The following is a 22,360-nucleotide window of genomic DNA, read 5'->3' as shown; positions in this document are numbered from 1 at the left end:
CCGGTTTATCTGACTAATGTTTGAGCTCTAATTGCTCATACATTGTAATTGCGGTGCGGATCAGGGCAGATACATCCAAAATAATGGCTACTTTGCCACTGCCGAGTATGGTTGCTCCGCTGATACATTTGAGGCCTTCGAACAGCCTCCCCAGGGGTTTTACAACGGTCTGAAACTCTCCTTGCAATGAGTCGACGACCAGACCGGCTCTAAGGGTGCCAAACTGGACGATAACCAGTGATTCCTTCGTGTGTTCAATTTGCTGCTCTATCCCAAACAGGGTACGCAGACGAATAAAAGGCAGGACCTCAGTTCTGAGGTTAATGTAGTTCTTATCCTGAATGTCGGACTCAGAGACCACCTCGTGCAGTTCCAGGCACTCAACCACAGTATCGAGGGGGATCACGTAATCCTCGTCGCCAACGGTAAACATAAACCCGTCAATGATGGATAAAGTCAGTGGCAGGCGAATAATAATTTTGGAGCCCAGCCCTTTGGTGCTGTCGACTTCCACGCTACCCCGCAAGCTTTCAACATTACGTTTTACTACGTCCATGCCCACGCCACGGCCCGAGATGCTGGTTACGGCGGCGGCAGTGGAAAAGCCAGGTTCAAAAATAAGCAGGTTAATTTCTTTGTCCTGCAAAGAGTGTTCTGCGCTGATCAAGCCGTTTTCGATTGCGCGAGCCAGGATCTTGCTCTGATCTAACCCCTGACCATCATCCTGGATCTCTATCACAATTGAGCCAGAGTCATGATAGGCCTTGAGCGTGAGTTGACCACAGGCAGGCTTGCCTGCGGCAACCCGTTCATCAGGTGTTTCGATGCCATGGTCTATGGCGTTGCGGATGATATGCATAAGCGGATCGCTGACTTTCTCAACAAAGGTTTTATCCAGCTCGGTATCCGCGCCAATAATATTGAGTTCCACCTCTTTACCCAGTTCGTCAGCCACATCCCGGACAACACGTTTGAACTTATTAAAGGTTTCGCCAATTTGCACCATCCTGAGTTTAAGCGAGCTGTCACGAATGTTTTCAACCAATCGCTCAAGGAGTGCCATAGCTTCTATCAGGGTTTCGTTGCCGGTTTCGTGGGCCAGCAGATTCGTTCTGGCCCCGGTAATGACCATTTCTCCGACTTGATCGATCAACCTGTCAAGCTTCATTGCCTCGACCCGCAAGGTTTTGCTGCTGTGTACTTTGTTTTTCTTCTTGTCTTTAACAGGGGGGGACATAGGGTCATTATCTGAGGCTGATGCGGATGGCTCATTCGGTAAAAGTGACTGAGTGAGCTGTGACAGGGTTGACTGGAACTGAGATGGTTCCGGAAAGTACCGTGCGCAGGCCTGGATCGCGTCGTAACTGCACTGAGCAGGTGGTAAAATCTCTATGACCGCATCGTTTTTGATAAACTCGAAGACCTCTTCTATCGCTTCCTTGTTTTGACTTGTACGGAACAGCATCAGAAACGCCAGGTAGCAGGACTCGGGGTCATAGGGGGTTTGGGCATTCAGAGGAACAACATTCGTGGCTACTTCAAGGTCGGTTACTTCATTATTCAGAAAGTGAATAAAAGGGAAGGGGTCCAGGCCATTACGCAATACATTTTCGTTAGGAACAAAGCAGACAAACCAGATACCATTTTGCGGCTGTTTAGGGTTGTCTGAGGTGGCAATGTTATCCTGTGGTGAAGCAGCATCGTCGATAAACTCACTGAACTGGCTGTTCAGAGCAGCAAGTTGGGTCAGTTGGTGTGCACTGGGTTCACTGTCAGACGCGGCGAGCAGGATCAGTTCCTCGCACAAGTCACCCGTTTCCAGGTATAGAGAGAGCAGAGGTTTACTCATTTCCCGGTTGCCGTTTCGAATATCGTCCAGTACGGTTTCCGCAATGTGGGTCAGGCTCACGACATAGTCAAAACTAAACAACCCTGCACTGCCTTTAATGGTGTGAATGGCGCGGAAGATGGCGTTGATGGTTTCTTCCTGATCGGCGCTAGCGTCACTGGCTTCCATATCCAGCAAAGAGTTTTCCATGTCGGCCAGAAGCTCTTTGGACTCACTGACAAAAGTGGTAATGGCCGCGCTTAAATCAACAGACATAGTTAAGGTTCGCTTTTATTTTGAGCGGCCAGGGACACATTCAACAGGGTTAGCCTGGCTGTAAGCAGATCTGACAGGGTGAGGGCATTAATCTGTACCCCTGTTGTCCGACAGTGATTCACCAGCCAGACTGTCAACTGGATCCCTGCGCTGTCGAGTTCTTCTACCTGGCTTAAGTCGAGCTCTAACGCTTGCTTACCCTCTACAAACGTACGGAGCTCTGTATACACGTCTTGTACTTCGTAGATGGTCAACTCGGTTGGGAACTTAAAACACTCAGACATCACGATCACATCATCAATAACTTAGAGACGGCTTGAAGCATTTGTGCTGGTTTAAACGGCTTGACCATCCAGGCCTTCGCACCTGCTTTTTTGCCTTCTTCCATCATGCTCTGTTGATTTTCTGTGGTCAGCATGATGACAGGTGTAAACTTGTATTGCGGTAGCTGTTTGACATTTTTGACGAATTCAATGCCGTTCATATTGGGCATATTGACGTCACTGATTATCAGGTGAACTTTGCTACCAGTGAGTTTGCTGAGGGCATCTTTGCCATCGCAGGCTTCAATAACCTGGTAACCAGCCCCTGTCAGCGCAATGTTCACGACCTGTCTTAAAGAATCAGAATCATCTACAACTAAAATGGTTTTACTCATAATTTACCCTCAGGCTGCATGTCAGAAAAAAGTAAGGTCGTCCACAGTGTCATCGTCTTTGCGATTGCTGCCGCTGTGCTTGGATGCCAGAATATGCCGTTGCTCCCGGGTTGCAGCGGTGCGAGAAAGTGTGTCACTGATCCGCTGATGATTAAATCGGGCGGTGCTGCTTTGGCGGCGCTCTTCAATGAATTTATCCAGCTCTTGTGTCATGATCTCCAGCGCAATTGTCACGCTGTCCTGGATCTGATCGACTCTGTCCTGAAACTGCAGATCAACCAATATCTCCGAGATTTTTTGTCGATTATCTTCGTTAGAGGTCTGGAGTATTTGCGCCTGTTGCTCAACGTTTTGAGATAACGTGAGCCAGGTATCAATCACTTCGTTGATCTGGCGTTGATACTTTTCCGTCAGTGCCTGGCGCTCGGTTAATTCGCTTTCCATCATCGTCATAGAGCTTTGCATTGCCTGTGCGATAGACTCGACCATTTTGTTGATTTTGACCCCTGTGTCTCCACTCGAGTTAGCGAGGGCACGCACTTCATCTGCAACAACCGCAAAGCCACGCCCATTGTCACCGGCGCGCGCCGCCTCTATGGATGCATTCAGAGCCAGTAAATTGGTTTGTTCTGCAATTTTTGCGACATCGATGGACATTGCCTGCAACTCCTTGCTTTGTTCGACCATGGTTTTAAACGTCTCCGTACGTTGCTGTTGGCTGGTATTGGATTGCTCCAGATAAGCCAGGATCTGATTTAGCTGGTCGCGGCTGTGTTGCGAAGTTTGCTGTAAAGTACTGGCACTGCTGTTATCCAGGCTGCCTAAGGTTGCAGTGATATTGCTCACTAACTGGGAAAACTCACCAGACATATTATCAACTGCTTGTTTAGTTTGTTGTCGGGCACTGTTTATTTGATCTCGCAACTGCGGGGTAATGGTGTGGCCCAATTGCTCCAGGCAGGTGAGATCAGATTGCTGTCCGAGTGTTTGGTCTGGTTGAGGGTCCGTAGCCTTTGGCACGTCTGCCCTGGTAGCGCGAATGCCAACGTACAGAGCGAGTCCAGACAGAGCTGTAATAATCAACGCAAAGACCAGGTTTGATCCATACCAGGCGATCGCAAATATGATTGACTGAATAGCAATGGAAAGTGGGATCATAGTTACGACCACTTTGACCTGTTAGATGATCCTTTAATCCTAGTCGAGACTATTCATTGTGCAAATACAAATAATCATCTTAAGCTGTGTCGCACTTATACACCTGTTTGAGTGGGGGCTTGCATCCGGTCGATTTAATTCATACAGTAGAGGAAATTTCCTCAAGCAGTATCAAGAATGGCGAAAGACAACACACAAATGAGTAAAGAAGAACAACAAAAAATGCTTGCCCAGTGGCAACACACTTCACTGCAGACTGCGCAGAAGTACCTTGCAGAAAAAGGCATAGTCGGTATCAACATTCAAGCCAGTGAGTCCCGTATTTTGCCTCCTATCTGTGGTGTTTGGAAAATTAAAGACAATAAGGGCAAGGGGTATTGGGTTGTCTCAGGTAAAGTTCCGACAGACGCAATGCCTGTGAGCGGGGCTGCGGATGCGCGCGCCGCACTTAAACACTTTTCTTATCAATGGCAAATCAAAGCCGATAAAATCCTGGGCGCAGAGTGCCCGGATCCGACCCAGACCGAATACGCTAAGTTCCTTATTCACCATGCCCATGGCGTGTATGATTTGGCTAACAAAGACCAGTTATGGGCTAATGTAGCATCGTAAAGGGCTCAGAGTTCATTTCTTTTACCGGGCATTTCATTCGCTGTCTTGGAATGCCTGCTTCCATAAATACACCGCCTTGTTTGGAAAAGCCGGATTTCAAAAAGGTGGGCACTTCGTCCAGAATGCACTGCACGAAAACGTTCTCATAACCTTTTTGTTCTGCCAGTGTACTAAGAAAGCTGATCAAAGACTGGTAGGCTTCACGATTCCTGTGCGCCCGAATGATTGCAATTCGACTTATCAGACCATCACAACATAACCTGCCGGTTCCAATCGGGCATTGATTTTCATCCCGTACGAGAACATGTTCCGCAGTTTTATCGTGTTGATCAAACTCTACTTCCCTTGGAAGGTGAAGCTCGCAAACGAAGACTCGTTCGCGGATTTGGCGCAGTTGTCCCTGAGTTTTTTGCCAACTCACTATATCGACGTGGTAATTCATGATTGCCTCGCATCAAACATCATAATCACGCCTGATTAGGGGATCAGTCTGTGCTCTTTATTATTGTGGCACCGACTTGGCCGATGCCTTATTGTGTGACTAACCCTCAGATTCAGGTAATTACACCCAGTCCTCAATGTAAAAGGACCCATCGTTAATAAGCGTAGTTAATGTTTGTTTAAATTCCAAACATGAAAACTCATCTAATAATGAAGATACGGATGTACAACTCTGATCTGTCAGCTTTTTAACGGCTGGTAAGACCTCAATAGGAAGGGTGAAATTTTGCCCATTTACACTCAGTATCACCGTGTGTGTCGTTAACTGATACAAAGCTCTGACGCCACCTGAGCGCACCAGGGTGTCTTCGGGCGAAATATCATCTTGTAAGGTATCAGCATTCAGTGGCGGATCGAGTGGTGCCAGATCCATTTCATGTTTCGGTTCACTGAGTGTCTGTCCCAGCCATTGGTCGAAGATGTCGCTGTCATGCAGTATCGATTCCAGCATAGTGCGGATCTTCCCTTTGTCCTGACGACTGACCTCGCCCAGAGAGTCACGTAGTGTGAGATCGGGGTCGCTGTAACGGGTTGTACCTAACTCTGAATCTATCAGGTGATCAGCGAGGCTTGAAAGCAGGTCCTTTTGATCTGGGGCCCTGAAACCTACAGAATAGTTCATTGCATTTTCAACGGCATAGCCTTCATGAGGGCAGCCAGGTGGAATGTACAAGATATCACCTGGTTCCAGCTCTGCATCTATGCAGGCTTCAAATTGCTCTACCTGCAACAGGCTTTTATTCTGCGCAAATTGTTTCAGACTGGCATCAGGCATACCGACGCGCCAGCGTCTTTTTCCCTGACCTTGAATAATAAACACGTCATATTGATCAAGGTGGGGACCAACGCCGCCCCCTGGCGTAGAAAAACTGATCATCAGATCGTCAATACGCCAGTTTGGAATAAAGCGAAACGGTTCCAGCAAGCTGGCAGCCTGGGGGTGCCAGTGATCAACGGCTTGTACCAGCAAAGTACTGTGCTGCTCTGTCAGTAATGAAAAGTCTTCAAACGGACCATGGTGTGCATCCCAGTGATTGTCGTGGTTGGTGACGATCCGAGATTCAATGTTGTCTTCCATTGCCAGGCCAGCCAGTTCTTCTGGTGACAGTGGATCGATGAAATTTTGAAAGCCTTGTTTGATAAGTAGAGGTTTTTTTTGCCAGTACTGGGCTAGAAACGCAGCCTCAGTCAGGGCATTGATAGATAGCTGATACATAAAGTGACTCCAATAAAAAAGCGAAAGTCCGGCACTATGCCACGACTTTCGCTTCTCAGGCTTATCTCTGAGTGATACCAATTTGCGTAATTAAGCCGCCAATATTGAGGTAAGAACACCTCGCGTGTCACCGGTAAAAAATGTCTGAACTCATCTTCTAAGTATAGGTTCTGAACAAACATTTTTAACACTGTGAGCGGCAGATTTAATCTCTCAAACTGGTTATTAGTACTTGGTATTAGTTTAGTTCATCAATGAAAGCTTCGGCGCGGCCAATGTAGTTGGCAGGCGTCATTAGCTTCATGTCAGCTTTTACGTGCTCAGGGAGATCCAGGCCATCGATAAACTCAGCCATAATTACCTGGTTAACGCGTTTACCGCGTGTTAGCTCTTTGAGCTTTTCGTACGGCTTTTCGATACCGTATTTACGCATCACAGTCTGAATTGGCTCAGCCAGTAGCTCCCAGTTGTCATCCAGCTCAGCCAACAGGCGATCTGCATTCACTTCCAATTTGCTGATCCCTTTAAGCGTAGCTTGGTAGGCAATCAGGGTATAACCCATGCCAACACCCAGGTTACGTAGTACCGTAGAATCGGTCAGGTCACGCTGCCAACGAGAAACTGGTAGTTTTTGTGCAAGGTGAGTGAAGATTGCATTAGCAATACCCAGGTTGCCTTCAGAGTTTTCGAAGTCAATAGGGTTCACTTTATGTGGCATAGTTGAAGAACCGATTTCGCCCGCAATGGTTTTTTGCTTAAAGTGGTTGAGTGCAATGTAGCCCCAAACGTCACGATCAAAGTCGAGCAAAATGGTGTTGAAACGTGCAACCGCATCAAACAGCTCTGCAATATAATCGTGTGGCTCAATTTGCGTGGTGAAAGCATTCCAGGTCAGGCCCAGGCTGGTTACAAATTGCTCTGCATGATTGTGCCAGTCGTAATCCGGGTAAGCGCTCAGGTGAGCGTTGTAGTTACCTACGGCACCATTGATTTTGCCCAGCATCTGAACGTTAGCAATCTGCTCGCGCTGACGTTGCAGACGTACGTATACGTTTGCAAATTCTTTGCCCATAGTTGACGGAGAAGCGGGTTGACCGTGGGTGCGGGTCATCATCGCAACAGACTTATATTCAATCGCCTTTTCTTTAATAGCAGCCAATAGCTTATCGCAGTACGGCAGTAATACCTGATCACGTGCTTCACTGAGCATCAGACCATGAGACAGGTTGTTGATGTCTTCAGATGTACAGGCAAAGTGAATAAATTCATTTACTGCCTGAAGCTCAGCGTTGTCTGCGACTTTCTCTTTTAACAGATACTCGACGGCTTTAACGTCATGGTTGGTTGTGCGCTCAATCTCTTTAACTCGTGCAGCATCGGCTTCACTGAAGTTATCAACAATGCTGTCTAACAGGGCATTCGCCTGTTCACTGAAGGCTGGAACTTCGTTGATTGCAGCTGCGTTGGCCAGGGCTTGTAGCCAACGTACTTCAACCGTCACGCGATACTTGATCAGGCCGAATTCACTGAAAATACTTCTCAGCTCACTGGTTTTGCTACCATAGCGGCCATCTACTGGAGAGATAGCGGTTAACGCTGAAAGCTCCATAACTTCTCCTAACTAATTGGTTTTTGAACGATATTTAAATATAACTTTGTGCAGCAGTAATGATTTTTTTCTTCGCAAAGAAAAACTGACGACGCTTACCACCAAGCTGACGCCATAATACTGCGCTGCGGATCCCGGCCAGCAACAGGGCCCGGATCTGATGTTGTACATGAGACTGTTTGAGCAACTCGGGTTTACCAAAAATTTGGATTTTTGGGCCCACCGGACTCACCACCTGGCTATAGATATCAGCCAGAGCGGCAACGATTTGCTCGTCACCGATATCGAAGTGCTGAAGTTGCCTGTCGAGTTGTTCGATACGCTTACCCAGTTCAGCCAGAGCTTTGCTATTGGCTGAAAGTGCGCGCTCTAATTGCATCAGGCTACCGACGTATTTGACCATTTCCACGTCTTTCTCACCTTGCGCACTCAGCTGATCTGCGAGTGCGCGACAGCCTTGCTTGACGGCACTGGGGTCTTCGTAGACATCCTGAGGGTTTTGCGGCGAAGTAATAGTGATACTTTTTAATATACTGTTTGTTTCGTGGCTGTTAAAAGTGCCATATCGGGCGCATTTCTGGACAAGCTTGGCAATTTGGCACATTGCAGCCAGTGGGATCACGACTTCACGCTGCATTATTTGATCACCGATTCAATGATACCACCACCAAGACATACGTCGTCCAGGTAAAAGACCGCAGATTGACCAGGTGTCACCGCTTTTTGTGGTTCATCAAACAACACGCGTGCCATACCATCCTGACCGACCAGTAATGTACAAGGGATGTCTTCCTGGCGATAACGGGTTTTAACTGTACAACGCGTCGTACCCTGTGGGCCAACGCGATCAACCCAGTGCAGCTGATTGGCGTTCAGGCCATTACTGAACAGGCGAGGGTGGTTTTTGCCTTGCCCGACGATCAACACATTGCGTTCAACGTCTTTATCGACCACATACCAGGGTTCGCCTGAGCCTTCTTTCATTCCGCCGATCAATAACCCTTTGCGCTGACCCAAAGTGTGGTACATCAGGCCTTCATGTTCACCAACATGGTTGCCTTCACTGTCTTCAATATTGCCAGGCTGAGCAGGCAAAAACTTTTGTAAGAAGTCTTTAAACTTGCGCTCACCAATAAAGCATATACCGGTGCTGTCTTTCTTATTGTGGGTAATTAAATCCTGCTCTTCCGCGATGCGGCGTACTTCCGGCTTCTCGATATTGCCGACCGGGAAAAGTGTTTGTGCCACGTGCTCATGACTAAGTGTGTAAAGGAAGTAGCTTTGATCTTTATTGTTATCCAGCCCACGCAACATGGCAAACTTGCCATCTCGTTCCTCACGACGCACATAGTGACCTGTCGCGATATAGTCTGCACCCAGTGCTTCGGCGGCAAATTCTAAGAATGCCTTAAATTTGATTTCTTTGTTGCACATGATATCTGGGTTTGGCGTGCGACCGGCTTTGTATTCGGCAAGGAAATACTCGAATACATTGTCCCAGTATTCTGCAGCAAAGTTAACGGTATGCAACTCAATGCCTAATTTATCGCATACTGCCTGAGCGTCTTTTAAATCTTCAGCGGCGGCACAGTATTCGTCATTGTCGTCTTCTTCCCAGTTCTTCATGAACAGGCCTTCAACCTGATAGCCTTGCTGTTTAAGCAGGTAGGCCGAAACGGAGGAATCTACGCCGCCGGACATACCGACGATGACTTTAATTTGACTGTTATCGCTCATAAACTCGCTGTGTATTTTGATTACAAAAAAGTGAGCTGCATTATAGCATGTAAATCAAGGTGCCCGGAAGTCGCGGGCCGATTAATCCCAAGTTTTTCATCGTCGGGCTAAGTGGTTTTCATCACGCGATACTGGCCGTTTTCAATCCCATCGAGCGTGTAGGGGCCGATCCGATAGCGGATCAATCGCAGGGTCGGATAGCCAACATGTGCTGTCATGCGCCTCACCTGACGGTTACGCCCTTCAGATATGGTGATTTCCAGCCAGCTGGTGGGAATGTTCTTACGTTCGCGGATAGGGGGAGTGCGTGGCCATACATCTGGCGCTTCGATCACGCGGACTTTGGCTGGTCGTGTCGGCCCGTCTTTGAGTATGACCCCCTCGCGCAGTGCTTGCAGCGCGGTGTCATCGGGTTCACCTTCTACCTGAACCCAATAGGTTTTGTCGGTTTTTTTACCAGGCTCGGTCAGCTTATGTTGTAAGCGGCCGCAATTAGTGAGTAACAGCAGGCCTTCGCTGTCTCGGTCGAGTCGTCCTGCTGCATAAACATCTTTTATATCAACAAAGTTGGCGAGTGTTTGACGATTTTGATCGTCGGTAAACTGGCACAGGACATCAAAGGGTTTATTAAACAGAATGACTTTAACCTGATCTGGCGAGAGTTTGGGTTTATTCGCTCGTTGTGTGCCGGGGCGTTTATGAGTCGGGCGTCTGGCTGAGGTGCGATTAGCAGTGTGTGTTCGGTTTTTTGTGCGCTGTGCAGGCATAGTCACTAGTATAGCTGAGTTGCGATGGCGCGAGTGTAGCAAAGAATGACGACAAAGAAAAAAGGTGGCTGTCAGGCCACCTTTTTTAGAGCAATTAACGCATTAAGCCATACTAGTTAATACGTCATTCAGTGTTTTGCTCGGACGCATAGCTTCAGCAGCCAGTGTATCGTTAGGCTGGAAGTAACCGCCGATATTCATCGCCTGGCCCTGAGCATCGTTCAGTTCACCGACGATTGCTGCTTCGTTATCTGTCAGGCCTTTTGCAATATTTGCAAATTTAGCTTGAAGCTCAGCATCTTGTGTTTGCTCAGCAAGTGCTTGTGCCCAGTACATAGCAAGGTAGAAGTGGCTGCCACGGTTGTCAAGCTCTTTCACTTTACGTGAAGGCGACTTGTTCTCATCGAGGAATTTACCCGTTGCTGCGTCCAGCGTGTCTGCCAGTACTTGTGCTTTGCTGTTACCAGTTACCTGGCTCAGGTGCTCAAGAGAAGCTGCTAGCGCAAGGAATTCACCCAGCGAGTCCCAACGCAGGTGGTTCTCTTTTTCGAACTGTTGCACGTGCTTAGGTGCAGAACCGCCAGCACCCGTTTCAAACAGGCCGCCGCCATTCATCAGTGGTACGATAGACAGCATTTTTGCACTGGTGCCCAGCTCAAGAATTGGGAATAAATCTGTCAGGTAATCACGCAGTACGTTACCGGTTACTGAAATTGTGTCCTGACCCTCTTTCATGCGGGCAAGTGAGAATTCAGTTGCTTCAACAGGCGCCAGGATATGAATTTCCAGACCTGAAGTGTCGTGCTCTGGCAGGTAGGCATTTACTTTTTTGATGAGCTCCGCATCGTGCGCGCGGTTTTCGTTCAGCCAGAATACTGCAGGTGTGTTGGTTGCGCGTGCACGGTTAACTGCCAGTTTTACCCAGTCTTTGATAGGTGCATCTTTCACCTGACACATGCGCCAGATATCGCCTTGCTCAACATCGTGTTGCAGCAATACGTTACCTGCTTGATCAACAACGCGGATTTGACCGGCTGATGGTGCTTCGAATGTTTTGTCATGCGAACCGTATTCTTCGGCTTTTTGTGCCATCAGACCAACGTTAGGGATAGTACCCATAGTGCGAGGGTCGAACGCACCATGCTCTTTACAGAACTCAATAGTTGCCTGATATACGCCAGAGTAACAACGATCAGGAATGACGAAGCTGGTATCTTGCTGTTTACCCTCTGCATTCCACATCTGACCACTGGTACGGATCGCAGCTGGCATAGATGCATCGATGATCACATCGCTTGGTACGTGCAGGTTAGTGATGCCACGGTCAGAGTCAACCATTGCAATACTAGGGCGCAGGTCATAAACGGCAGCTAAATCAGCTTCAATTTCTGCACGTTTTGCTTCGTCCAGGTTAGCCAGTTTGTTGTAAACGTCACCAATACCATTGTTTACATCTACACCCAGCGCTTCGAACGTTTCGCCATGCTTAGCAAATACTTCTTTATAGAATACTTTAACAGCGTGACCAAAGATGATTGGATCAGAAACCTTCATCATGGTGGCTTTCATGTGTAATGAGAAAAGTACGCCTTTTTCTTTTGCCGCTTCTACTTCAGCTTCCAGGAAGCTGCGCAGTGCACTTACGCTCATACGAGATGCGTCAATGATTTCGCCAGCCAATAATGGCGTGCTCTGTTTCAGGACTGCAACCGTGCCATCAGCAGCAACGTGTTCAATGCGAACGTCAGTTGCTTGTGCAATAGTAGTTGATTGCTCTGAGCCGAAGAAATCGCCTTCGCTCATGCTGGCAACATAGGATTGTGAGTCTTTAGACCATGCACCCATTGAATGTGGGTTTTTACGTGCGTACGCTTTAACAGAAGCTGGTGCGCGACGATCTGAGTTACCTTCACGCAGTACCGGGTTTACCGCACTGCCTTTGATTTTGTCGTAAGTCGCTTTGATTTGGGCTTCTTTGTCGTCTTTAGGCTCTTCAGGGTAGTCAGGAAGGGCATAGCCTTTTTCCTGCAGCTCTTTAATTGTCGCTTTTAGCTGAGGGATAGACGCACTGATATTAGGGAGTTTGATGATATTGGCTTCTGGCGTTTTGGCCAGTTCACCTAGCTCAGCCAGAGCATCACCAATGCGTTGCTCTTCGCTCAGAAATTCTGGGAAGTTCGCAATGACACGGCCTGCCAGTGAAATATCACGAGTTTCAACTTCAACACCAGCCGCTTTGGTGTAAGCCTGGATTACTGGCAATAAAGAGTAAGTTGCCAGAGCCGGCGCTTCATCTGTTTTAGTGTAAATAATTTTTGATGTCATCATCATTCCTAGATAGTTTAGGGCTAAACAGCCGTTCAACAAAGCAAAAGCTTGCTATTCAAGGACGTATCCGCATACACGATCTTTATTCAGCCATCAGCTTGGTGACCTGATAAAGGATCATCAAGCTGATGGCTGAGCTCGGCATATAGCAAGTTTGTTAGGTATTGTTACTCGTGGGCACAATAAAAATATCTAACACACCTGACGCGCCCTGAGGCTTAACAAATTGGGTAGCTTGTTTGACATCGGCGGGGATTGTATCAACCAAATGACTAAGTCGCTAATGCAATTTAATAAACATATAAAATTTTATGAACTAAGGTGGAAGAAATGAGACTAATTAATGAAGGGGATTAAGCGAGAAACAAACGTAACCCGCTTTGAGTGTGCCAAAATCTTGCAATGCTAAACAACTTCCTCCGCTATCGGAGCGATATTGGTAGCGTGCAGCCCTTTGGGACCTTCTTGCAGATCGAATGTTACATCCTGACCGGCTTTAAGCGTTTTGTATCCATCCATTACAATCGTGGAGTAATGGGCAAAGATATCTTCTTCGCTGCCGTCTTCTACGATGAAACCAAACCCTTTGGCATTATTGAACCATTTGACTTTTCCGCAAGCCATACTTCTACATCCTTCTATAAGTTGACTAAATTAAGTTAATCTAACCTTTGAAATTTGCTAAGCTGCCCATATGATTAATATGTCCAGCTAGGTAAAGACTGTAGTTTATTTGGCCAGACAGTCAAGTTTTTAAAGCGATTTTTTAACAATTTATTTATTTTTCAATTCAAGTTGCTTGAGTTGATAAGACAAGACTATATTTTATTATGAGTGGGACAAACGAATCTGGTGTGGTTGACGCGGTCCGCGAGGAACAGAAGCAAAAGTTGCAACCGCCGCGCAAGTACAAAGTGATTTTAAACAATGACGATTACACACCAATGGATTTTGTCATTGAAGTTTTAATGACATTTTTCCGTATGGATAGCGAAAGAGCAACTGAAGTGATGTTGAAAGTACATCACGAGGGAAAAGCGGTATGTGGACTGTATCCTGCCGACATTGCCCATACAAAGGCTGAGCAGGTAAATCGATATGCTCGGGATCACGAGCACCCGCTGCTCTGTAGTTGTGAGCAGGAATGACCTTATATATTCTCGTTGGGGGTTGCCAATGCTAAATAAAGACTTAGAAATTACTCTGAATACCGCGTTTCGTGAGGCAAGAAATCGCCGTCACGAATTTATGACGGTAGAACATTTACTGCTCGCATTGATTGATAACCCGTCTGCCAGTGAAGCACTGAATGCTTGTGGCGTTGATACAGAGGGGCTAAAAAAGGAGTTATCTGAATTTATTGATGAGACTACACCGGTCATTCCAGATTTGGAAGAAGACCGTGAGACACAGCCGACACTTGGCTTTCAGCGCGTATTACAGCGAGCCGTTTTTCATGTGCAGTCTTCTGGTCGTAATGAAGTGACTGGTGTCAATGTGCTAGTGGCGATTTTCTCTGAGCAGGAAAGTCAGGCTGTGTATTTGCTGAAAAAAGCAGATGTCAGTCGTTTGGATATTGTTAATTATATCAGTCATGGTATTTCAAAATCGGACGATGAAGTTGAGCCGGAAGATAACGAAGAAATCCATGAAGAGAGCCACGAAGCTGCGTCTGAAGAAAAAACCAAATTGGAGAACTTCACAGCCAATTTGAATGTGCTGGCCAAAGCGGGTCAAATCGATCCTTTGGTAGGGCGCGATCAGGAAGTAGAAAGAACCATTCAGGTCCTGTGCCGCAGAAAGAAAAACAATCCTTTGTTGGTTGGTGAGGCTGGTGTAGGTAAAACGGCTATTGCTGAGGGCTTGGCATATCGGATTGTTAATGAGCTGGTGCCAGAAGTGATTGCCGATGCTGTGGTGTATTCACTGGATATGGGCGCGTTACTTGCCGGAACTAAATATCGGGGTGACTTTGAAAAACGCTTCAAAGCATTGCTGAAGGAGTTACAGGCAAAACCGAATGCCATTTTATTTATCGATGAAATTCACACTATCATTGGTGCCGGAGCGGCGTCAGGTGGCGTGATGGACGCGTCAAACTTGATTAAGCCTCTACTATCAAGTGGCCAGCTGCGTTGCCTTGGGTCAACTACGTATTCCGAATTTAAGAATATTTTCGAAAAAGACCGTGCTCTGGTTCGGCGTTTCCAGAAAATTGATGTTGTAGAGCCAAGCGTGGCGGATACCGCAAAAATTCTGAGTGGCTTGAAAGAGCGTTATGAAGAACACCATGGTATCCGGTATACCCAAAAAGCGTTGAAGGCAGCTGCTGAGCTGAGCGCAAAATACATTAATGAGCGTCATTTGCCAGATAAAGCCATTGACGTGATTGATGAAGCGGGTGCAAACCAGCGTCTGTTGCCAGCCTCTCGACGTAAAAAAACCATTGGTGTCGCTGATATTGAGCAGATAGTCTCTAAGATTGCGCGCATTCCTCAGCAAAATGTGTCATCAAGCGACAAAGAAGTGCTTAAAAACTTGGATCGTAACCTTAAGATGCTTGTCTTTGGTCAGGACGAATCCATTGATGCTCTGACGTCTGCTATTCGTTTATCACGCTCAGGGTTGGGCAGTGAGGATAAGCCGATTGGTTCATTCCTGTTTGCAGGCCCAACTGGGGTTGGTAAAACAGAAGTGACTAAGCAACTGGCGAAGTGTATGGGCATTGAGTTTGTACGCTTTGATATGTCTGAGTACTCTGAGCGCCACGCGGTGAGCAGATTGATTGGTGCGCCTCCTGGGTATGTTGGTTTCGAACAGGGCGGCTTACTGACCGACTCGGTGATTAAGCATCCGCATTCTGTGGTGTTACTGGATGAAATTGAAAAAGCGCATCCTGATATCTACAACATCTTATTGCAGGTCATGGACCACGGTACACTGACCGATAATAATGGTCGTAAAGCCGATTTCCGCAACGTGATTGTGGTGATGACAACCAATGCGGGTGTGCAGGAAACCGTGCGCCAGTCTATTGGTTTCCAGCAACAAGATCATTCACATGATGCGATGGTTGAGATCAATAAGGTGTTTACGCCTGAGTTCAGAAACCGTCTGGATAATATTATTTGGTTTAACCACCTTGAGAAAGACGTTATCTTGCAGGTCGTCGATAAGTTTATTGTTGAACTACAGGCGCAGCTTGACAAGAAATCTGTCTGTCTTGATCTGACCAATGAAGCGAGAGATTGGCTGTCAGACATTGGTTATGACAAGTCGATGGGCGCGCGTCCGATGGCTCGGGTGATACAGGACAACCTTAAAAAGCCACTTGCCAATGAGATTCTGTTTGGTGAGCTGGTTGATGGCGGGACTGTCACTATATCTGTTAAAGATAAGAAGCTGTCGTTTAAGTTTGAGTCTAATGTAGTTGAACCTGCTTAAGCTCTACTTAAGACGACAAAAAGCCCGGCAATTGCCGGGCTTTTTGTTTTAATCGTCTCTTTGTATCCGCTTACAGTGGTAAGCGTTACTGAGCTGGGCGAATTAACGCGCGCGGAAGACGATACGTCCTTTGCTCAGATCATAAGGTGTCATTTCAACAGTCACCTTGTCACCGGTCAAAATACGGATGTAGTTTTTGCGCATTTTGCCAGAGATATGTGCCACAACTACGTGACCATTTTCCAATTCAACACGGAACATAGTATTTGGTAAAGTGTCAAGGACCGTGCCTTGCATTTCAATAACGTCTTCTTTCGCCATGGGGAGCGTATCACCTCTTTGATAAGTTTAACGGTGCAGATTTTGCCGAAAAGCGCGCGATAAGTAAAGGCGGGAGCGCTTATTTTTGTAATCTAAATGTTGACCCAGACATCGCTTTTGAACTGTTGCGCAGGTAAATATTGTTGCTTGTAGCGCATTTTGGGACAGGCATCTATCTGGTATCCAAGATAGAGATAGGCTTTATCATGCTGTCGGGCAAAGTCTAATTGGGCCATGATCATGATAGTCCCCAGGCTTAATTGGGCATAATCGGGGTCAAAAAAAGTATAGATAGCTGACAAAGCGGTGGGCATTGTATCCGTGACAGCAACGGCTATGAGCTTGTCTTTGTGCCATAGCTCGATGAAAGTGATGGGCAGCCAGCGACAAAACAGAAAGCTTTCGTACTGTAGCCGGTTGGGTGGATACATAGAGCCATCGCTGTGACGCATGGTGATGTACTTTTCGTATAATTGATAATAGTCAGCTTGCTCCTGCGTACTATATTCAAAGTGAAACTCTGAGTTTATTTTATTCCATTTGCGTTTTTGTGAGCGTGAGGGAGCATACGCATCCGCAAGTACACGCACTGACTGGCAGGCGTGGCAGGCAGGGCAGTGTGGACGATATATCTGATCGCCACTACGGCGAAAGCCAAATGAGAGCAAGGTCTCAAAGCGAGCAGGTGTATAGCAATTGCTATCCAGTATAACTAACAGTTGCTCTTTTCTGTCTGCCAGGTAACTGCAATCAAACTGTTGACTCAGTCCAATTTTTGAAGGGAAATGTTCAGTCATATATCGCCCTCAATGGTTGCGGATGCCACATCGATTCAGGCACTTGATAATGGCTTGCTGCTTTAAGTTTAGCTAAAAATTCTCTTCGTGAGATGACTTTTGCACCTAAAGACACCAAATAAGGGTTCTCAAGCTGACAGTCTATGAAATGGGCATTATGGCGCTTGAGCCAGTTTACTAATGCCCACATAGCCAGTTTGGAGGCGTCGGGTATATGGTAAAACATTGACTCACCGCAAAATACACCATTTAACATCACGCCGTATAAACCGCCAATCAGGGTGTTCTCGTGCCACACTTCAACGCTGTGTACAAACCCTTCATCATGGGCTTTCAGATAGGCATCGAGCATGGCACTGTTGATCCAGGTGCCTTCTTTATCCAGCCGTTGTTCTCTGCATGCCTTAATAACTTGCTCAAATGCTGTGTTAACCGTTACTTGTGGTGCTAGTTTTCGCATAGACTTTTTAAGAGAACGGCTAACGTGAAACTCATCTAAGTCGAGGATACCCCGTTCGCTGGGTGTCCACCACATAATCGGCTCTCGTTCATTGAACCAGGGGAAAATACCTTGTTGATAGGCACGACGCAGCCTTGTGGTGCTCAGGCATCCACCTACGGCCAGCAGGCCATCTGGATCTTTGAGTGCAAAATGGCAGGGAGGAAAAATAAAATCGGTGGCAGACAGATGAAACAATTGCTGAGTCATATTCGCGGATCTGAATTACAAGCTAAAAACCTCAGGGATGAAGTCAGTCTAACCTATTTTTGCTTGCGCGTGGGGATTTTATATCGGAAGACGTGCGTTGAGTCACACGTCTTCCATCAGGCGTTACTTAAGGTTGTCTAAGTAACGTTCTGCATCAAGGGCTGCCATACAGCCTGTGCCCGCAGAGGTAATTGCCTGGCGGTAAATGTGGTCAGAGACGTCACCAGCAGCAAAAACGCCTTCAACGCTGGTTTGAGTGGCATTGCCGTTCAGGCCTGACTGTACAACCAGGTAACCGTCTTTCATTTCCAGCTGACCTGCAAACATGTCTGTATTTGGTTTATGGCCGATCGCAATGAACACACCAGCAAGGTCTAGCTGCTCAGTGGTATCAGAGTCGGTATCTTTAATACGGATACCCGTCACACCCATGTCATCGCCAAGGACTTCATCAAGCGTTTTGTTCAGGTGAAGTACGACGTTACCATTGTTTGCCTTTTCCATCAGACGGTCTGACAGGATTTTTTCACTGCGGAAAGTGTCACGTCTATGGATAACGTGTACTTCTTCAGCAATGTTTGACAGATACAGCGCTTCTTCAACGGCTGTATTACCGCCACCAACAACCGCCACTTTCTGTCCGCGATAGAAGAATCCATCACAGGTTGCACATGCTGAAACACCGCGACCCTGGAAGTTGGTTTCTGATTCTAGACCCAGATACTTAGCAGAAGCACCTGTCGCAATGATCAACGCATCACAGGTATAAGTACCCTGATCACCCGTTAAAGTGAAAGGACGCTTAGTGACATCAACTTTATTGATGTGATCAAAAATGATCTCAGTTTCGAAACGCTCAGCGTGCTCCTTCATGCGATCCATCAGTGCAGGACCCGTCAATCCATGCGCATCACCTGGCCAGTTTTCAACTTCGGTTGTGGTAGTCAGCTGACCACCTTGTTGCATGCCTGTGATCAGTACTGGGTTAAGGTTAGCACGGGCGGCATAGACAGCGGCAGTGTAGCCAGCAGGTCCGGAGCCAAGGATCAACAGTTTGCAGTGTTTTGCATCACTCATGTAAACAATTCCTAAAAATAAATTTTTATCTTCTCTAGTTAGTGCTGCCGATTCTATGAATTTCAAGCCAGAAGTAAAATAAATTGCAAAAATCGATTTTTTATAAAATGACAAGCTGTCAAATATACTGTACTTGCTGAGAATTTGCGCCACAAGCGTGTAAATGAACGGTATTTCATGACCTGAGTGTTTTTTTTTGCTATGTTCTAGGGAATTTTTCTCTGTCTATTTGACGTTAGTCTGTTTTTAAAGGTAGTTATGGCATTTTGGCAGGATAAACCTGGGTTTTCACTGGAAGCGGAAAGTTGCAGAATACTCACTGACGCAAAACAGTATCATACACAGCTTTTGTCACTCATTCGCGGCGCACAGCAACGCATTTACTTAACCGCGTTGTATTTGCAAGACGATGAAGCGGGGCGTGAAATATTGTCTGCTTTACATGAGGTGGCAACAGCTCGGCCACATCTGGAGATCCATGTGCTGGTCGATTTTCATCGTGCTCAGCGTGGTTTGATAGGTGAAGCCAAATCAGAAGGCAATGCGAAGCTGTATTGTGATATGCAAGCTCAGTTTGGCTCACAGGTTAAAGTATACGGTGTGCCGGTCAAGGCAAAAGAGCTATTTGGGGTACTCCACCTTAAAGGGTTCGTGATCGATGACACGGTACTTTACAGTGGCGCCAGCATTAACAACGTGTATTTGCAGCATGGTGATAAATACCGACTCGATCGCTATTTTGTGATTGAGAACCCCGCACTGGCGGCAAGCTTTTGTCACTTCCTGGATACTTATTTGTTGTCCAGTGAGGCGGTCCCTAGATTGGATCTGCGCCCACTGAAGCCTTTTTCTGAGCTAAAGGTGGCGCAAAAGCAGCTTATGAAGCAGCTTAAAAAAGCACAGTACGACATGAGCACGGCAACGGCGGAAAAGGGCTTGAATGTGCGCGCTTTTTTGGGTTTTGGTCGTCGTACTAACAAGTTAAACCGTCTTATCAAAGCTTTGTTCGACACCACAGAGCGTGAGCTGTTGCTATACACACCTTATTTCAATTTTCCGGCTCCCTTGCTGCGCTCATTGCGAAGATTGCTCAAAGAAGGCAAGACAGTCACTATAGTGATTGGTGACAAAACCGCAAACGACTTTTATATCTCGCCAGATCAGCCGTTTAGTCGCATTGGTGCCTTGCCTTATTTGTACGAAACCATTTTGTACAAGTTCCTTAAATCACAAAGGCGCTATCTCAATGCCGGCCAGTTGAATGTTTATTTGTGGCGGGATGGCAACAACTCATTTCATCTGAAGGGAATTAATCGGGATAATCAGGTACATCTGATGACCGGCCATAACCTTAATCCACGTGCCTGGGGCCTGGATATCGAAAATGGTATTCTGATAGAAGATCCCGAGCAGCAACTCGAGCAGGCCATTAATCAGGAGCGAGATGCTATTCTTGCTAACTGCACCAAATTGACTGGTCCGCAGGATCTAGAAACAGTAGATGATTATCCATTGCCGGTAAAGAAAATACTTGGCCAGGCAAAGCGGGTTAAAGTTGACTTCATTATTAAGAAATTCATTTAAATAAAAAAGGGCCATCAGGCCCTTTTTTATACGTCATCATTACGAGTTAGTATTATCATAAGCGTGGCTGTGGACATTGGCGGCCCTGCCTGAAGGATCCGCGTTTTGCTCAAATGACGCATCCCAGGCCAGCGCTTCAGGCGTGGAGCAGGCGACTGACTTACCGTGAGGCACACATTTGGCCGCGGCATCCCCAGGGAAGTGTGATTCAAAAATACAGCGGTAGTAGTAGGCCTCTTTGCTATCTGGTGTATTGATAGGGAAGCGGTACTGGGCGCTGACCAGCTCCTGATCACTGACCTTCTCGTCAACATACTCTTTTAGCGAGTCAATCCAGGAATAGCCCACACCATCGGAGAACTGCTCCTTTTGACGCCAAAGCACATCGTCTGGAAGATAGCCATCGAATGCTTCACGAATAATGTGTTTTTCAATGCGTCCGTCTTTACACATTTTGTAATCCGGGTTGGTGCGCATGGCAATATCGACAAACTCTTTGTCGAGGAAGGGTACCCTGGCTTCTACGCCCCAGGCAGCCATTGACTTGTTTGCTCGCAGGCAGTCAAACATATGCAGCTTAGAGACTTTACGGTTGAGTTCTTCATGGAATTCCTGACTGTTGGGGGCCTTGTGGAAATACAAATACCCTCCAAACAACTCATCGGCACCTTCTCCTGACAGCACCATTTTTATCCCCATGGCTTTGATGTAACGCGCCATCAGATACATAGGCGTAGACGCCCGGATTGTTGTGACATCGTAGGTTTCAAGGTGGTAAACCACCTCTTTAAGTGCATCGATGCCTTGCTGCACAGTGAAATGGATAGGGTGGTGAACTGTGCCAATCTGATCGGCGACCTTCTGAGCAGCTGCCAGATCGGGTGACCCTTCCAGGCCGATGGAAAAGGAGTGCAGCTTGGGCCACCAGGCTTCAGTCGCATCATCGTCTTCAATGCGCCGCGCTGCAAACTTTTGAGTGATGGCTGAAATAACCGACGAGTCCAGACCGCCTGAGAGTAACACGCCATAAGGTACATCACACATGAGCTGGCGTTTTACGGCAGCTTCCAGCGCTTCTTTGACGGTCTCGGGCTCAGCTTCATTATTTCGAACCGCATCAAATTGCTGCCAGTCTCGCTGATAATAGGGTCTCAGAGTGCCTTCTTTGGAGTACAGGTAATGCCCCGGCGGAAATTCTTCAATCTGGTTACAGATTGGGGTGAGTGCTTTCATTTCACTAGCGACATAAAAGTTACCATGCTGATCACGGCCCGTGTATAGCGGAATAATGCCAATGTGATCGCGACCAATCAGATAGGCATCCTCTTGTTCATCATACAAACAAAAGGCAAAAATCCCGTTCAGATCATCCAGAAATTCAGGTCCTTTTTGCTTGTATAGCGCCAGTAATATTTCACAGTCTGATTGAGTTTGAAAGGTGAAAGGGACACTTAGCTGCTGCGCCAGTTCTTTGTGGTTATATATTTCACCATTTACGGCAAGAATATGCGTCCGTTCCGGGTTATACAAAGGCTGTGCGCCACTGGATACGCCAACGATGGCGAGTCGCTCGTGCACCAGAATTGCTTTCTCACTGGTATAGACACCGGACCAGTCAGGCCCGCGGTGGCGTAAACGCTTAGACATTTCTATTGCCTGCTCACGCAGAACGGTAGGGTCGGATTTAATTTCCAACACACCAAAAATTGAACACATAATGGACCTCATTCCTGTTAGC

General features: G+C 47.0%; 21 protein-coding genes. 4 read left to right on the top strand and 17 right to left on the bottom strand.

Annotation, left to right across the window (positions count from 1 at the left end):
* Positions 1-13: 13 nt before the first annotated feature.
* The 4 genes from PRUB_RS08625 to PRUB_RS08610 are packed head-to-tail and all read right to left on the bottom strand — an operon-like array spanning position 14 to position 3,632.
* Positions 14-2,104, bottom strand: a complete 2,091-nt coding sequence (locus tag PRUB_RS08625) for a chemotaxis protein CheA (protein ID WP_010385413.1) — start codon at positions 2,102-2,104, stop codon at positions 14-16.
* 2 nt (positions 2,105-2,106) lie between these two features.
* A complete protein-coding gene (locus PRUB_RS08620; RefSeq protein ID WP_040645001.1) occupies positions 2,107-2,388 on the bottom strand; it encodes an STAS domain-containing protein in 282 nt (93 codons plus the stop codon).
* A 5-nt stretch (positions 2,389-2,393) separates the two neighbouring features.
* A complete protein-coding gene (locus tag PRUB_RS08615) occupies positions 2,394-2,762 on the bottom strand; it encodes a response regulator (protein ID WP_010385407.1) in 369 nt (122 codons plus the stop codon).
* A 21-nt stretch (positions 2,763-2,783) separates the two neighbouring features.
* Entirely contained in the window at positions 2,784-3,632 is an 849-nt protein-coding gene (locus PRUB_RS08610; RefSeq protein WP_242065230.1) for a methyl-accepting chemotaxis protein, read from the bottom strand.
* A 465-nt stretch (positions 3,633-4,097) separates the two neighbouring features.
* Between PRUB_RS08610 and PRUB_RS08605 the strand changes: the two genes are divergently transcribed.
* Positions 4,098-4,532, top strand: coding sequence for a DUF4826 family protein (locus tag PRUB_RS08605; RefSeq protein ID WP_010385402.1), 435 nt, complete (start codon positions 4,098-4,100; stop codon positions 4,530-4,532).
* On the opposite strand, the gene PRUB_RS08600 is transcribed toward PRUB_RS08605, so the two are convergent.
* The 8 genes from PRUB_RS08600 to cspD all read right to left on the bottom strand — a co-directional run bounded on the left by PRUB_RS08600 (position 4,516) and on the right by cspD (position 13,314).
* Entirely contained in the window at positions 4,516-4,974 is a 459-nt protein-coding gene (locus PRUB_RS08600) for a GNAT family N-acetyltransferase (RefSeq protein WP_010385400.1), read from the bottom strand. The genes PRUB_RS08605 and PRUB_RS08600 overlap by 17 nt on opposite strands.
* Positions 4,975-5,094: 120 nt before the next feature.
* Positions 5,095-6,249 (bottom strand): cupin domain-containing protein, encoded by a 1,155-nt coding sequence (locus tag PRUB_RS08595; RefSeq protein ID WP_010385398.1) that lies wholly within the window; start codon positions 6,247-6,249, stop codon positions 5,095-5,097.
* A 238-nt stretch (positions 6,250-6,487) separates the two neighbouring features.
* On the bottom strand, positions 6,488-7,858 hold the full coding sequence (gene purB / locus PRUB_RS08590; RefSeq protein ID WP_010385395.1) for an adenylosuccinate lyase: 1,371 nt from the start codon (positions 7,856-7,858) through the stop codon (positions 6,488-6,490).
* Positions 7,859-7,892: 34 nt separating this feature from the next.
* Positions 7,893-8,495, bottom strand: coding sequence for a high frequency lysogenization protein HflD (gene hflD, locus PRUB_RS08585; RefSeq protein ID WP_010385393.1), 603 nt, complete (start codon positions 8,493-8,495; stop codon positions 7,893-7,895).
* Positions 8,495-9,595: a tRNA 2-thiouridine(34) synthase MnmA gene (gene mnmA / locus PRUB_RS08580; RefSeq protein WP_010385392.1), complete on the bottom strand. Its 1,101-nt coding sequence runs from the start codon at positions 9,593-9,595 to the stop codon at positions 8,495-8,497. The genes hflD and mnmA overlap by 1 nt, the downstream gene beginning before the upstream one ends.
* Positions 9,596-9,702: 107 nt before the next feature.
* Positions 9,703-10,362 (bottom strand): pseudouridine synthase, encoded by a 660-nt coding sequence (locus tag PRUB_RS08575; RefSeq protein ID WP_010385390.1) that lies wholly within the window; start codon positions 10,360-10,362, stop codon positions 9,703-9,705.
* A 102-nt stretch (positions 10,363-10,464) separates the two neighbouring features.
* The gene (locus tag PRUB_RS08570) at positions 10,465-12,687 is read right to left on the bottom strand and encodes an NADP-dependent isocitrate dehydrogenase (protein ID WP_010385388.1); all 2,223 of its coding nucleotides are present in this window, start codon (positions 12,685-12,687) and stop codon (positions 10,465-10,467) included.
* A 408-nt stretch (positions 12,688-13,095) separates the two neighbouring features.
* Entirely contained in the window at positions 13,096-13,314 is a 219-nt protein-coding gene (gene cspD, locus PRUB_RS08565; RefSeq protein WP_010385386.1) for a cold shock domain-containing protein CspD, read from the bottom strand.
* 206 nt (positions 13,315-13,520) lie between these two features.
* On the opposite strand from cspD, the gene clpS reads away from it, so the two are divergent.
* Both clpS and clpA read left to right on the top strand, forming a co-directional pair.
* Positions 13,521-13,838, top strand: coding sequence for an ATP-dependent Clp protease adapter ClpS (clpS, locus tag PRUB_RS08560; protein ID WP_010385384.1), 318 nt, complete (start codon positions 13,521-13,523; stop codon positions 13,836-13,838).
* A gap of 28 nt (positions 13,839-13,866) precedes the next feature.
* On the top strand, positions 13,867-16,134 hold the full coding sequence (gene clpA, locus PRUB_RS08555; RefSeq protein ID WP_010385383.1) for an ATP-dependent Clp protease ATP-binding subunit ClpA: 2,268 nt from the start codon (positions 13,867-13,869) through the stop codon (positions 16,132-16,134).
* A gap of 102 nt (positions 16,135-16,236) precedes the next feature.
* Here clpA and infA read toward each other — a convergent pair whose 3' ends face one another.
* The 4 genes from infA to trxB all read right to left on the bottom strand — a co-directional run bounded on the left by infA (position 16,237) and on the right by trxB (position 19,038).
* Positions 16,237-16,455: a translation initiation factor IF-1 gene (gene infA, locus PRUB_RS08550; protein WP_002962494.1), complete on the bottom strand. Its 219-nt coding sequence runs from the start codon at positions 16,453-16,455 to the stop codon at positions 16,237-16,239.
* 92 nt (positions 16,456-16,547) lie between these two features.
* Complete coding sequence (locus tag PRUB_RS08545; RefSeq protein WP_010385382.1) at positions 16,548-17,252, bottom strand: arginyltransferase; 705 nt, start codon at positions 17,250-17,252, stop codon at positions 16,548-16,550.
* Positions 17,245-17,961 carry a leucyl/phenylalanyl-tRNA--protein transferase gene (gene aat, locus PRUB_RS08540; RefSeq protein WP_010385380.1) on the bottom strand — a complete coding sequence of 239 codons (717 nt, stop codon included), beginning with the start codon at positions 17,959-17,961 and terminating at the stop codon, positions 17,245-17,247. Before aat ends, PRUB_RS08545 begins: the two co-directional genes overlap by 8 nt.
* Positions 17,962-18,084: 123 nt before the next feature.
* Complete coding sequence (gene trxB / locus PRUB_RS08535; protein WP_010385379.1) at positions 18,085-19,038, bottom strand: thioredoxin-disulfide reductase; 954 nt, start codon at positions 19,036-19,038, stop codon at positions 18,085-18,087.
* A 258-nt stretch (positions 19,039-19,296) separates the two neighbouring features.
* Here trxB and pssA point away from each other — a divergent pair, with 258 nt between their 5' ends.
* Positions 19,297-20,622, top strand: coding sequence for a CDP-diacylglycerol--serine O-phosphatidyltransferase (pssA, locus tag PRUB_RS08530; protein ID WP_010385378.1), 1,326 nt, complete (start codon positions 19,297-19,299; stop codon positions 20,620-20,622).
* 39 nt (positions 20,623-20,661) lie between these two features.
* Here the strand turns inward: pssA and asnB are convergent, their stop codons facing one another.
* A complete protein-coding gene (asnB, locus tag PRUB_RS08525; RefSeq protein ID WP_010385377.1) occupies positions 20,662-22,338 on the bottom strand; it encodes an asparagine synthase B in 1,677 nt (558 codons plus the stop codon).
* Positions 22,339-22,360: the final 22 nt, after the last annotated feature.

This window comes from Pseudoalteromonas rubra, assembly GCF_000238295.3.
Classification (GTDB): Bacteria; Pseudomonadota; Gammaproteobacteria; order Enterobacterales; family Alteromonadaceae; genus Pseudoalteromonas; species Pseudoalteromonas rubra.
The sequence above is the reverse complement of the archived record's forward strand: the minus strand, read 5'-3'. Positions and strand labels throughout refer to the sequence as shown.